The organism is bacterium (genome assembly GCA_026414725.1).
In the GTDB taxonomy this organism is placed as follows: Bacteria; Ratteibacteria; UBA8468; order B48-G9; family JAFGKM01; genus JAAYXZ01.
This window is the reverse complement of sequence record JAOAIL010000016.1, coordinates 1-13,868: the sequence shown is the minus strand read 5'-3', so window position 1 is coordinate 13,868 and position 13,868 is coordinate 1. Positions and strand designations below refer to the sequence as shown.

Sequence of the window (13,868 nt, the reverse complement as noted above, 5' to 3'; positions counted from 1 at the left end):
AGCAGGAGGTTTCTGTGAAGGAGTTCGTACATCTTCATCTGCATACCGAGTACAGTCTACTTGATGGTATGTGCAGAATAGACCAGGTCACTCAGATTGCTCATAGAGAAGGGATGAAGGCACTTGCTATTACAGACCATGGCACTATGGGGGGTGTACTGAAGTTCTATGAGGATGCACTGAAACATGGAGTAAAACCCATTATAGGAACTGAGATGTATATCGCTCCTGGTAGCAGATTCCAGCAGGAATACAGCAGCAGAAAAGAGTCCTCTTTCCACATCACTATGCTTGCGGAAAATGAAAAGGGTTATCGCAATCTTCTAAAACTTTCCACACTTGCTTTCACTGAGGGTTATTATTATACACAGCGGATAGACAGAGAGATTCTTGCGGAAAATGCAGATGGTATCATTGTTCTAAGTGGCTGTCTTAAAGGAGAAATTCCATCCTTCCTTATAAATGGTGATATAGATAAGGCAATTGAAATGGTAGGTATATATCAGGATATTGTGGGAATGGAAAATTTTTATTTAGAGATTATGGACAACCGGATACCTGAACAGGATAAAGTTAATAGGTTGCTGGTAGATATAGCGAGAAAGACAGGTGCTGGACTCGTTGCAACAAATGACTGTCATTATCTGAGAAAAGAAGATGCATTTACCCATGAAGTATTACTGTGTATCCAGACCCAGTCACATATAGATGATAAGGACCGTCTGCGGTTTCAGACAGATGAGTTTTATTTTAAGACACCTGAAGAGATGTATATCGCTTTTAAAGATATACCCGATGCATTGAAAAACACTGTTGCAATAGGAGAGAGGTGTAACGTTAAAATAGATATCGGTAAATACCACCTTCCTGTATTCCATCCGCCTGAAGGTAAATCCCCAGATATCTATTTAGAAGAGTTGATTATAAAAGGGCTTAAAGAAAAGTTCGGGATAGATTGTGGAAAACGTATTGACAGAAGTATTGCGAGAAATGAGATAGTAGATAGGGCAATCTATGAATTTGAAGTGATAAAAAAGATGGGGTTTTCCAGTTATTTTCTTATTATACAGGACTTTGTCAATTATGCAAGGACAAATGGTATAAGGGTTGGACCAGGCAGGGGCTCTGCCGCAGGCAGTTTAGTCGCATATCTTTTAGGTATTACAGAGATTAACCCTATCCCCTATAACCTTATATTTGAAAGATTTTTAAATCCTGAAAGAATCAGTTTACCGGATGTGGATGTTGATTTCTGTGACAGACGCAGGGATGAGGTAATTACATATATAAGAGAGACATATGGAAAGGACAATGTATCACAGATAGGTACCTATGGAAGGATGGCTGCCCGTGCAGTTGTAAGAGATGTAGGAAGGGCTCTGGGTTTTACATATACAGAGGTTGACCGTTTAGCAAAATTAATATCTCCTGAACCAGGTGCAACCCTCGCAGAAGAAATCGTTCATAACCCTGATATTAAAAAGATTTTAGAGAGTGAAGAGCGTATTAAGAATCTTTTTGATATTGCATTGAAGTTAGAAGGCCTCGCGAGACATTCCTCTACCCATGCTGCAGGACTTGTAATAACAGAGACACCTGTATATGAGTATGCACCCTTATTCCGTGCATCAAAAGGGGAACTTGCAACACAGTATGATATGGAAGGGATAGAAAAGATAGGACTTCTGAAAGTGGACATATTAGGGCTTAAAACACTCGCTGTTATAGAAGATACTCTTAAACTAATAAAAGAAAGAAAAGGTATAGGAATAGAAGAATTTCCATTGGATGATGAGAAAACATATAAACTTCTTTCAAGAGGGGAATCATTAGGTATATTCCAGCTTGAAAGTCAGGGTATGCAGAAACTTCTAAAGGATATAGAACCACAGAGTTTTGAGGACTTAATAGCAATACTTGCTTTATACAGACCAGGTCCTATGAAAAGTGGGATGGTGGATGAGTATATAAAAAGGAAAAAAAATCCATCCTGTATTACATATGACCTTCCTGCTCTGGAACCAATACTTAAAAGCACCTATGGTGTAATTCTTTATCAGGAACAGGTAATGGAAATCGCCCATAAACTCGCAGGTTTTACTATGGGGCAGGCAGATGAACTGAGAAGGTCTATGGGGAAAAAAGATATTGAAGCGATGGAAGAGAAAAGGGACCTATTCATAGAAGGTGCAAAGAAAAATGGCATACCTGAACCACTGGCAAAAAAGATATTTGAGCAGATTGCAAAATTTGCCGGTTATGGGTTCAATAAATCCCACAGTACCGGATATGCGCTGATATCCTATCAGACAGCCTTTCTTAAGGCAAACTATCCCCTTGAGTTTATGACATCTCTTCTTAATAGCGAAATTGGAAACTTTGACAAAACTGCAGAATACATAGAGGAATGTGAAAGGATGAATATATGGATACTACCTCCTGATATATGTGAGAGTGATGAAAAATTTAAGATATTCAGTAATGATATTATATTCGGTCTTTCTGCTATAAAAAATGTGGGAGAAGGCGCAATAAAATCCATAATAGAAACAAGAAAAACAGGTATTTTCAAATCGCTCTTTGATTTCTGTGAAAGGGTTAACTTAAGGGCAGTGAATAAAAAGGTAATAGAAAGTTTGATAAAGGCAGGTGCCTTTGACTATTTAGAGATTCCACGGTCACAACTTTTTGCAATGATAGATGAAGCAATAGAACATGGGTCCAAAATTCAAAAGAAAAAAAGTGAAGGGGATATTAATATCTTTGCTACAGACAGTAAGATACCATTCACTGCTAACAGAACTCTTGTCAGTTCACTTCCTGAATGGACTGAAACACGTTTGCTTTCTTACGAAAAGGAGATGCTGGGGGTTTATCTCACAGGGCATCCACTTAAAAAATATACTTCTATAATTGATGTTTTCTCAAATGTTTCTATATCAGCTCTTGCAAATGTGAAAGATGGTATGTCTGTATGTATAGGAGGGATACTAACTGATATAAAAAGGACCAGCAGTAGAAAGGGAGAAAGGATGGCATTTGGAGAGATAGAGGATACAACAGGCAGGGTAAAGGTTCTTTTCTATCCACGGATATATGACTTACATTCATCATTGATAAGAAAGGGTGGAATGATTTTTATAAAAGGTAAAGTAGAAAAAAGGGAAGGTATAACAGTTATAGCAGATGAGGTAGCCAATCTCAATACTGCAAAAGACAGGTTTATTTCAAGTTTTGAGATAGATATAAACCTACCCCTTCCTGACGAAAAACTGGACCAACTAAAAACACTATTTATAAAAAATAGGGGTAGTTGCCCACTTTACATCAACCTTATAAAAAATGGGAAGAAAAAGGTAAAGATAAAGGCAGGGACATACCCTGTAAATCCTGACATTGACTTTTTAGAAGAACTGAAACTTATATTGGGAGATACATCATTTCACCTTGTAGTGTAGTTTTGGATTATACTATGATAAAACCCATAATAAAAACATTGTGGTGGGAAAAAGAAAGGTTATTCATTATAGACCAGCGGGCTCTTCCTGAAGAAGAAAGGATACTGGAACTAAAAAATATAAAGGATGTCTGGAAAGCCATAAAAAATTTAAGCATCAGGGGGGCTCCTGCTATTGGATGTATTGCTGGTTATGGAATTGCTCTATCTGTATTAAACTTAAGAATAAAAAAAAGGGAAGAGTTTATAAAAAGAATAAAAAAGGATATTGATTTTCTTAAAACATCCAGACCAACTGCCTATAACCTTTTCTTCGCACTTTCAAGGATGGAAAATATATTAGAAGAAAACTTACCTTTGGAAGAAATGAAATACAGGTTAATTGAAGAAGCAGAAAGAATATATCAGGAAGACCTTGAATGTTGTTGTAAGATAGGAATAAATGGTGCCACTCTGATAAAAAACGGTATGAATATACTTACACACTGTAATGCAGGTGCACTTGCCACAAGTGGATATGGAACAGCGCTCGCCGTATTTTTTGTAGCAAAAAACCAGAAGAAAAATTTTCATGTATTTGTAGATGAAACCAGGCCTGTATTACAGGGAGCTCGGCTTACCGCATGGGAATTACAAAAAGCGGGTATTCCATATACACTCATATGTGATAATATGGCTGGGTACTTAATGAAACAGGGAAGGATAGACATAATCATAACAGGTGCTGACAGGATTGCAAAAAATGGAGACACAGCAAATAAAATAGGGACATATTCTTTAGCAGTACTTGCCAGATATCACGGAATTGACTTTTATATAGCAGCCCCTTTTTCAACATTTGACCCAACTATAAAGTATGGGACTGAAATTCCTGTAGAGGAAAGAGACCCTGATGAAGTAAGAAAATTTAATAGAAAAATAATTGCTCCTTCAGATGCACCTGTATATAATCCTGCTTTTGATGTAACTCCGGCAGAACTTATAAAAGGGTTTATTACAGAAAATGGTATAATAAAAAGTCCGGGCGGTTGGCTCAGCGGTTAGAGCGCTTGCTTCACACGCAAGAGGTCGCAGGTTCAATTCCTGCACCGCCCACTTTAACTTTTCATTGAAAACTGAACCGAGATATCCAAAGGGAAGGAAATATACTTCCCCTCATGTATTCCGTGACTACCTCTTTCTAAAATACTCGTTTTTTCTTCTTTTATCTCAAGGGTTGCATATCCTCCTATGAGAAAATTATTGGACTGAATATCTCTTCCACAATATCTATACTATAGGATTGGAAAAATAACACTTGACAAAAAATTCCTGCCTCGTATAATATACATAATTAACAAAAACAACGAAATGTTATGAAAAAATTTGCAGAGCAATTAAAAAGTGCTTTAAAAAAGGATAAACTGGCAGGTGTCCTCTGCCATTCTCTTCTTGAAGGTTTTTTAATATCCTATAAAGACAGAATCATATGCTGTAATAAAAACATTGAAGATATGTTTGATTATACAGAGGATGAACTGGAACAGATACAGATATCCTCTCTTTTTCCTTATGCAAAAGAAGAGATACAAAAGTGTTTTGAAAAGGATGGAGTTCTGCTTACAGGAAAGAAAAAGGATGGTTCATTTGTTGTTGTACGAATGAAGGGAGTTAATATACTCTATAAAGGAAAAAATGTCCATTTTTTTGCAGTTTATGATATAACAGAAGGAGAAAGATATAAACAGGTCCTCAGAGAAAGTGAGGATAGATATAGAGCACTTACAGAATCACTGCTTGATGCAGTCCTTCTTACTGACTTTGATGGCAATATTCTCTATGCAAATCCTTATGCTCTGGAGATGTTTGGTGTTGGGGATATAAAAGATCTTCAGACAAAAACATTTTTTGACCTTATACTTCCCAAGTTTACCGAAAAAGCAAAGGTTGATTTCAACCTTATCTATTCAGGGAAAGGAGGGTTTCTTGTAGAATATGAGGTAAGTGATGTAAAAGGAACTTCCTTCTGGGTAGAAGCAGTAGGGAGCAAAACATACTTTGGTGATAAAACGAGTGTGCTTCTTTGTTTAAGAGACATTACAGAAAGAAAACTTGCAGAAGAAAGTTTAAAAAAGATGCAGGGCAGGATGAAAAAATTACTTGAAGATACAGTAAGTGCACTATCAAGAACCATAGCAGAGAAAGACCCATATACATCAGAGCATCAAAGGAGGGTATCAAAACTTGCCTGTGCAATAGCAAAGAAGATGGGTTCTTCTTCTGACTTTATTGATGGTTTAAGAATTGCTTCCATACTGCACGATATAGGTAAGATATATGTTCCTGGAGAAATCCTTTCTGCTCCGAGAGACCTTACAGATATTGAGATGGCTCTTGTTCAACTTCATCCTGTTAAGGGATACTATATACTTGAAGATATTGATTTTCCCTGGCCTGTAGCAAAGATTATATTACAGCACCATGAAAGGATGGATGGGTCAGGATACCCTGATGGGTTAGACGATGACAATATACTTCTTGAAGCGAGAATTTTAGCAGTAGCAGATGTGGTTGAAGCAATGAGTTCCCACAGGCCTTACAGAAGTTCATTAGGCATAGAAAACGCCCTCCAGGAGATAGAATCAAAAAAAGGGTTATGTTACGATGAAAAAGTAGTTGATACCTGTAAGGAACTCTTCCAAACTGACTTCCATCTATAGAAGACATACTCTTTCTAAAAAACGCAGGGGACGATACCTTCCCCTGCATCCCCTTCACCGTTGTGGTTCTCCATAAGAAAAAATGCCGAAGTGGGGAGTCGAACCCCAACGGTGTTGCCACCACCAGGTCCTGAACCTGGCGCGTCTGCCAATTCCGCCACTTCGGCATAAAAATTTAGATATTAAAGGATCTTAAGATTTAATCATTTATCTACATTGGATGGAACAAAAACACCTTTCTTTTTCAGAAGTGCCTTCACTGTTGGAGATGGTTTTGCCCCTACACTGAACCAGTATTGTAATCTATCCTCTTTCACTTCTAAAGAAAGATTTTTCGGGAGTGGGTCGTAATGTCCAAGTATTTCAAGAACATCACCTTTTCCATCTTTCTCTTTACTTATTGCCACTATTCTGAAAAATGGTCTGTTTCTCTTACCTGTTCTTATAAGCCGTACTGTCGCTGCCATATATCCTTCTCCTTTATTTTACGGGTTCTATCTTTCCGGACTCAAGAGACCTGTGGACGGCTACTGCAATTTTAGTAACCTCCATACCGTCCTCTCCAAGACCTGTAACACCGCCCTCCAGTAACTCAAGAGACCCACCTTTTGAAAGGTATTCTAAATTATACACAAAATCAGCAATACTTTCAATCCCATAACCTGAATATCTTATTTTTCCTATCCTTCTATCAGGGGTTTCACTTATGAATACAGGATTGTATGTCGCTACTCCTGTTCCTTCGTAAGATACCCTTGTTCCTCTATCCTGACTGTCGCACTCTACAATTCCTTTTTCTCCAACAAGACGGAATCCCTGGTTTACAATGGACTCAAAGTCATCAGGAAGAATCCAAGATAGGTCAAATGTCACAACAGTACCATTTTCAAACTCAACCATAGCAGAAATGGAATCATAAGTATCTATTCCCAATGACTTCAGTTTTAACTTTCTCCCTTTCGCATATACACTCTTACCATTGCTACCTATAATCCATCTTATAAGGTCAAACATATGTACCCCTAAAAACCATACAGGTGAACTTTTTGGTGCCCAGTGAGGAAACCAATCACGAGGTACTACAATCTTATCTTCCATATGTGAATAACCGTACTCAATCTTCCCCAATAATCCCTGCTGGACATCACCTCTTACCTTTATATGAAAAGGGTCAAACCTTTTATGGAAATCCACCTGAAGAAGTACATTATTTCTCCTGCAAACATCTATCATCTCTAAACACCCCTCCACAGTAACATCCATCGGCTTTTCAACAAATATATGTTTTCCTTTATTTGCTGCATATATCACCGGCTCTTTATGGAATGGGTCAGGTGTTGCTATTGCCACACCATTAACCTCTTCTCTGTCTATCATCTCTTTGTAGTCCTTATATCCTTTTACATTATATCTTTTACACTGACTTTCAAGGATGGATTCATTTATATCACATATCGCTACAAGTTTACATCTCCCTTCTGTTTCAAGTTGTGAAAAGGTGTTAAGAAGGTTTGTTCCAAACTTACCCACACCTATTACCGCTATTCTTATCATTTTCTTATTCCTCCTCTCTAAAATAATACCTCTTTTCCTGTTTCTCCACTTATATATATCCCTTCAAGCATCTTTATCACCTCAAGGGACTCCTCTGGCTTCACAGGTACTTCCTTATCCTTCTTTACACAATCAAGAAATACCCTTATCTGCTCATGGTGTGGTGCAACATCAGGCAATGCATCAAACCTCAAATCTATGTCCTGAAGCACTCCTTTTCTCTCTGTGGTAAGTTTTCCATCAGGCCAGCGCATCCCTGCCTCTGTACCAAAAAGTGTTGTGGAAAAATCCTCCTTCTTCTCCATATTAGCAAGAAAACTGCAGGTAAGGGATATCGCCCTACCATCGGTAAATCTTATAAACCCTCCTGCAAAGTCCTCTACATCATAAGCACTCCTGTCCCATTCTCCCATCAGTCCCCTTATATCCTTCCGCTTCGCCATCTTTATGTAACTGACCCCTTTAACTGAATGAACCTTCGGACACCCCATAAACCAGTAGGTAAGGTCAAGTATATGTACCCCTATATCAAACATCGGTCCCCCTCCTGCCAACCTCTTCTCTATAAATGTAGGACTGGGAGGAACCCCTCTCCTCCTTAATGCATAAGCAATCGCATAGTATATCTCTCCAAAAACACCTTCTTCTATCATCTTCTTTACTGCTACACTGTCCTTTCTAAATCTCTGATGTTGTGCTGCCATAAGTTTCCTGTTATTTCTTTTCGCCTCCTTTATCATACCCTCTACCTCTTTCCCACTTATTGCCAGCGGCTTCTCACATATCACATGTTTACCTGCCTTAAGTGAGTCAACTGTCGCTGGAAAATGTACAGTATTGGGCGCACAGATATCTACAATATCTATCTCTTCTATCTCTAAAAGTTTTTTGTACTCATCAAATACCAAAGGGATACCGTCCTCCTTCGCTGCTTTCTTTGCTCCATCAGATGGGTCTGCTATAGCAACTACTTCTACATCACTCAAACTTTTCCATCCGGCTAAATGTCCATATCTCGCAATACCTCCAAACCCAATAAATCCTACTTTATACTTTTTATTTTTCATTCCAGTGCTCTCCTTATTCTTTCCTATTTATATCTCTATAGCGTGAATTTAAAGGAAAATCTCACATCAACGGCAATTGTTCCTTTACCCTTCTCAAGTACCATCAACGGGTTAATATCCATCTCTTCTATTTCAGGAAAATCCATACACAACTGAGAGACCCTGAGTAATACATCCTTTACTGAATTTATATCTCTCTCAGGTATATTTCTGAACCCCTTTAGCATCTTAGCTGTCTTTATCTCCTCTATCATCTCTTGCACATCAACATCCGTAACAGGTATCACTCTGAATGCCACATCTTTCAACAGTTCAACATATATTCCTCCAAGTCCAAACATTAAAAGATGCCCAAACTGTGGGTCTCTGTTAACTCCTACAATTACTTCGGTTCCACCCGATATAAGTGGTTGAATCTGTACCCCTTCTATAATGGCATCCTTTTTATACCTTCTGGCTGCCTCAACTATTTCCTTAAATGCTATCTCTATCCCCTTCACCGAGTCAATCCCTATCCTTACCCCACCTGCTTCTGTCTTATGGAGTATATCAGGAGAAACAAGTTTCATAACAACAGGTCCACCTATCTTTTTAAAGTATTCCTTACAGTCAGAAATGTTTTTTGCTACAAATGACTCCACTACCTTTATTCCATAACAGGACAGTATCTCCCTACCTTCTATATCTCCTGCTGTATTTCTTTCTGTATTTTTGATATTTAGTACTATTTTTTTGGTGCTATCTCTGTTTATTTTGAATCCCGGTATATCTCCCTTCTTTTTCTCTTTCCATTCTTTGTAGTTTACCATTGCTCTAATTGATGAAACAGCACGTTCAGGAAATGGATAGTTAGGAAGCCCTTTTCTTGTAAGGATTTTCACCCCTTCCTCTATTCTTTTGCCTCCCATAAATGAAGTTACAACCGGTTTTCTATATCTGTTTACTACCTCTACTATTTTTTCTGCACTTTCAGGTATCTGAGTAATAACCTGTGGTGTAAGTATAGCAATGATAGAATCAACATTCTCTTCAGAGAGCACAACCTCCATTGCCTTTCCATATGTGTCAGCGAGGGCATCACCTAATATATCCACAGGATTATTCACATTAGCAGAAGGGGATAAGACCTGTTTTAATAACGCCCTGCCTTTTTCTGATATCACTGCGGGGGAAAGAGATTCTGCTTCTATTGCATCTGTTGCCATAACAGCAGGACCACCTGCATTGGTTACTATCGCAACCCTTTTCCCTTTTGGTATCGGTTGAGAGGAAAAAGCCATTGCATAATCAAAAAGTTCCTGAACAGAGTTTGCTCTTATCACACCACACTGTTTCAGTGCAGCATTATACGCATTGTCAGAACCGGCTAAACTTCCTGTATGGGAAGAGACAGCTTTACTTCCAGCAACACTTCTTCCTGCCTTTACCATAATAATGGGTTTCTTCATTGAAACCTTACTTGCAATCTCTATAAACTTCTTACCGTCTTTCAACCCTTCTAAATAAAGAAGTATAACACTTGTATCCGGGTCATCTCCAAATTCCTTAATGAGGTCTGTCTCTGAAACATCTGCCATATTACCAAAACTTACAAATTTAGAAAGACCTATTTCTTCCTTTGCTGCCCAGTCAAGAATGGCAGTTCCTAATGCACCTGATTGTGTTATAAAAGATATTTTCCCCTTGGGTGGCATCTCAAAAGCAAAAGAGGCATTAAGATTATTTATAGCATCAATAACTCCTAAACAGTTAGGTCCTATCATTCTCATATTATATTTTTTTACTATCTCTTTCAGTAGTTCCTCTCTCTGTCTTCCTTCTTCTCCTGCCTCCTTAAAACCCGCACTTATAACAATAAGTCCTTTAACACCTTTCCTGCCACATTCTTCTGCTACAGCAGGAACAAACTTTGCAGGAATAACTATGATTGCAAGTTCTGGTGGGATGGGAACTTCAGAAATGTTTTTGTATGCCTTCAGATTAAGGATATCTTCTTCAGCAGATGGATTTACAGGGTAGATACTGCCTTTATAACCACCATCTAAAACATTTTTAAGGATTTTAAATCCAAGTTTATCAGGGTGCTTTGAAGCCCCTATAACAGCGACACTTTCAGGTGTGAAAAACTGTTTCAACATAAAAACTCCTTTTCTCAAATTAAATTGTCAAAAAACAGAATTATGGATAGAAGATGAGATAAGATATTATAAATTTACAGAAAAGTCAAGAAATCATACAGAGAGGAAAAAGATGCGGTCTTGATTTAAGAACAATGTATGATATACTCTTTTGTGAAAATTCCTTTTTTAAAAAAATTTCTCTATTGTGAGGATAATAACGGATGAAAACTAAGATAGTGGTTGATTCGGCACACCATGTAAATTATACGAGGGTCTATAAATCCATCCTCAAGGCGCTGGAACACTTCGGGATATACTATGAATTGATTGACCTTTCAAGAAGTAGAATTGCTTCTGATGAACTGGAAACCACACACCTTCTTATCCTTGCACAGGAAGGTATAAGCAAGTCATTAAGCGCAGATGAAACTACCAGTATCCTTAAGATGGTCTCGCGGGGTATGGGACTTATTGTCTTAGATGGATATCTTGAGTGGTATCCTTTATCTTTTCTGAACCTCCTTAATATTGATAGGATTTCTGCGAAAAAAACTTCCATTTTAAAGATATTGCCTGAAACAACACTTGCTAACAGTATTCTGCAGAAAGAGGTTCTCCTTAAAAGTCCTGTGTTGTCTTACTCTGTGGCAGCATCTGAAGGATGGTTTCCTTTTTTACTTGATGAGAGAGATAACATATCAGGTATTTACAGACGTTTGGGGAAGGGTAAAATTGTATTTTTCCTCCTTTCTGCATCTCTATGGCAGGATGAATACCTTGGGTTTACAGAAGGTCTGGATGGTATTTTTAAAAATATCCTCATATGGTCTGCCAAAAAACCATATATTACGAAAATGATGCCTCCTTTTGTTACAGCGAGAATAGATGATGTTTCCTTTTCAGGCAGTCCTGTAGCAAAATATAGAGAAACGGTCTCAAATCTTATCTGGCTTGATGTACTTAACAAATATGGGTTTGTCCCCAATGCAGGACTTTTTATTGATGATATACAGAAAGAGGATATAAGAGGGATTCGTATAAAACATCATGATGGACTTGCAGAGTTCTCTCCACATGCCTTTTCAGACCCTAAAAATATAAATGAATTTCCAATATATATGAAACATAGTGGAGACGAATTCTCTATTGAAGAATTAAACCATAACTTTGAAAGAGTGGATAAAAAATTCTCTGAATGGAATATCCATCCTTCTCTTACAGTCAATGCCCACTTTGGAGAGATTGGACTTAAAGCACTACCATTTCTAAAAGAGAGAGGAGAACGATACCTTATGAATCCCATAAGAATAGGTAAGGTATGGGATGATACCTCTGCACACCATTGGGATGTTGCCCCCTATGGCAAACCTGCCTTTTCATTAGGAAGTATTCCAGAGGATAGTTCTTTTTTTAATGTTGTATCACACCCAGGAAATATGAGTTCTTCTGTCCCTGATTTTGACTTCTTATGTGGATGTACAAGTTTCTGGAATGAACACCCTGATGCAGATATTCAAAAAGCGATACAAAGAGGTATCTTCCATATCTTAAGGGGACTGGAAAACGGGTTTTTTGGTTGCCTTATGACACATGAGGAAAGAATTGGACATCTCACACCGGGACAGTGGGAAGATATTGTAAAAGGAGTATCTGAAGGAATAAAAAAGGTTCCCCATATACTCAAAAGTTATGATTACATAAGCAGATATGCAGAAAGCAGAATACTTTACAGGATAGAGAATGCAGAGTGTAAAGATGGTATTTCAATACATCTTAAAGGAAGAAACACAATGCCACAGTATCTATATCTCTTCACTGATGAAGGTGAGAGAGTTATTGAAAGATTTCTGGAGGTTCCTGAATTTGAAAACTCTGTATTACTTCAGTTCTCATTTTAGGAAAAATTTTGATTTTACAGAGTAAAAAGGTAAAATAAAAAATATGGCAAGAAAAGCAAAAGTAGAAAGGAAGACAAAGGAAACAGATATATTGGTTGAGATAGTTATTGATGGAAAAGGTAAAAGTGATATATCTACAGGGGTGGGCTTCCTTGACCATATGCTTACACTATTTTCAAGGTTTTCCAGTATAGATATGCAAATTAAAGCAAAAGGAGATGTTCAGGTAGATACACACCATACAGTTGAAGATGTTGGGATATGCCTGGGGGAAGCAATAAAAGAAGCATTAGGAGATAGAAAAGGTATAAAAAGGTTCGGGTTTGCTTCAACTCCTATGGATGAGGTTTTAGTTAATACATCTATTGATATATCAGGAAGACCTCTTCTTGTTTTTAATGTCCCTTATGTAAAAGGAAGAGAAGGAAGTTTTGAGACAGAGGATACAAAAGAGTTCCTGAAGGGATTTACCACGCATAGTGGAATAACACTGCATATCAACCTTATATATGGGGATAACCTGCACCATATTAATGAGGCAATATTTAAGTCCCTCGGACTTGCATTAAAAGACGCTATTAAAAAAGAAGGAACTTCTATCCCTTCCACAAAGGGACGTCTTGACTGATGAAGGAATTACTCAAGAAATTTCTTGAATATCTGGAGTACCAGAAAAATTATTCCTCCCATACGCTAAAAGCATACAGAGTAGATATATTGCAGTTTATTAACTTTTTAAGGAAGAAAAAAAAGTCGTTTAAAGATGTTGAATACAGAGATTTCCTTGATTTTCTTTCCTCTTTAAAGACAGAAGCCAGATATACAGAAAAGAGTATTTCCAGAAAGGTGGCAAGTATAAAAGCACTTTTTAAATTTCTTTCAACAAGAAAGTTCATAAAAAATAATCCTGCAATTCTACTCTATACACCCAAGGTCCCTGAAAGACTTCCTTCATTTCTTTCAGAAGAAGAAGTAATAAAAATACTTGAAACTCCTAAAGGAAAAGGATGGCAGATATTAAGAGACAGGGCAATACTTGAACTTTTATACTCAACAGGTATACGGGTGGGGGA

Annotated in this window: 10 protein-coding genes and 2 tRNA genes; 7 read left to right on the top strand and 5 right to left on the bottom strand. The window is 37.6% G+C overall.

Annotated features, from left to right (window positions below; all coding sequences use genetic code 11):
* The first annotated feature begins 14 nt into the window (after positions 1-14).
* The 4 genes from N3D17_06080 to N3D17_06065 all read left to right on the top strand — a co-directional run bounded on the left by N3D17_06080 (position 15) and on the right by N3D17_06065 (position 6,156).
* Positions 15-3,458, top strand: a complete 3,444-nt coding sequence (locus N3D17_06080) for a DNA polymerase III subunit alpha (protein MCX8082941.1) — start codon at positions 15-17, stop codon at positions 3,456-3,458.
* 29 nt (positions 3,459-3,487) lie between these two features.
* Positions 3,488-4,501 carry an S-methyl-5-thioribose-1-phosphate isomerase gene (gene mtnA, locus N3D17_06075; protein ID MCX8082940.1) on the top strand — a complete coding sequence of 338 codons (1,014 nt, stop codon included), beginning with the start codon at positions 3,488-3,490 and terminating at the stop codon, positions 4,499-4,501.
* Positions 4,480-4,552, top strand: a tRNA-Val gene (locus N3D17_06070). The genes mtnA and N3D17_06070 overlap by 22 nt, the downstream gene beginning before the upstream one ends.
* A gap of 260 nt (positions 4,553-4,812) precedes the next feature.
* Positions 4,813-6,156, top strand: coding sequence for a PAS domain S-box protein (locus N3D17_06065; protein MCX8082939.1), 1,344 nt, complete (start codon positions 4,813-4,815; stop codon positions 6,154-6,156).
* A gap of 83 nt (positions 6,157-6,239) precedes the next feature.
* Here the strand turns inward: N3D17_06065 and N3D17_06060 are convergent.
* The 5 genes from N3D17_06060 to N3D17_06040 all read right to left on the bottom strand — a co-directional run bounded on the left by N3D17_06060 (position 6,240) and on the right by N3D17_06040 (position 10,915).
* Positions 6,240-6,323, bottom strand: a tRNA-Leu gene (locus tag N3D17_06060).
* A gap of 36 nt (positions 6,324-6,359) precedes the next feature.
* Positions 6,360-6,623, bottom strand: a complete 264-nt coding sequence (gene rpsP, locus N3D17_06055) for a 30S ribosomal protein S16 (protein ID MCX8082938.1) — start codon at positions 6,621-6,623, stop codon at positions 6,360-6,362.
* A gap of 13 nt (positions 6,624-6,636) precedes the next feature.
* Entirely contained in the window at positions 6,637-7,710 is a 1,074-nt protein-coding gene (locus N3D17_06050) for a Gfo/Idh/MocA family oxidoreductase (protein ID MCX8082937.1), read from the bottom strand.
* A 17-nt stretch (positions 7,711-7,727) separates the two neighbouring features.
* Entirely contained in the window at positions 7,728-8,777 is a 1,050-nt protein-coding gene (locus tag N3D17_06045; GenBank protein ID MCX8082936.1) for a Gfo/Idh/MocA family oxidoreductase, read from the bottom strand.
* Positions 8,778-8,812: 35 nt separating this feature from the next.
* Positions 8,813-10,915 carry an acetate--CoA ligase family protein gene (locus N3D17_06040; GenBank protein MCX8082935.1) on the bottom strand — a complete coding sequence of 701 codons (2,103 nt, stop codon included), beginning with the start codon at positions 10,913-10,915 and terminating at the stop codon, positions 8,813-8,815.
* Positions 10,916-11,118: 203 nt separating this feature from the next.
* On the opposite strand from N3D17_06040, the gene N3D17_06035 reads away from it, so the two are divergent.
* From N3D17_06035 to N3D17_06025, 3 genes are all read left to right on the top strand, one after another.
* Positions 11,119-12,795: a hypothetical protein gene (locus tag N3D17_06035; GenBank protein ID MCX8082934.1), complete on the top strand. Its 1,677-nt coding sequence runs from the start codon at positions 11,119-11,121 to the stop codon at positions 12,793-12,795.
* A gap of 43 nt (positions 12,796-12,838) precedes the next feature.
* Positions 12,839-13,423: an imidazoleglycerol-phosphate dehydratase HisB gene (gene hisB, locus N3D17_06030; protein ID MCX8082933.1), complete on the top strand. Its 585-nt coding sequence runs from the start codon at positions 12,839-12,841 to the stop codon at positions 13,421-13,423.
* Positions 13,423-13,868 (top strand): site-specific integrase (locus tag N3D17_06025; protein ID MCX8082932.1); only part of this gene is annotated, 446 nt, incomplete at its 3' end. The genes hisB and N3D17_06025, both read left to right, overlap by 1 nt.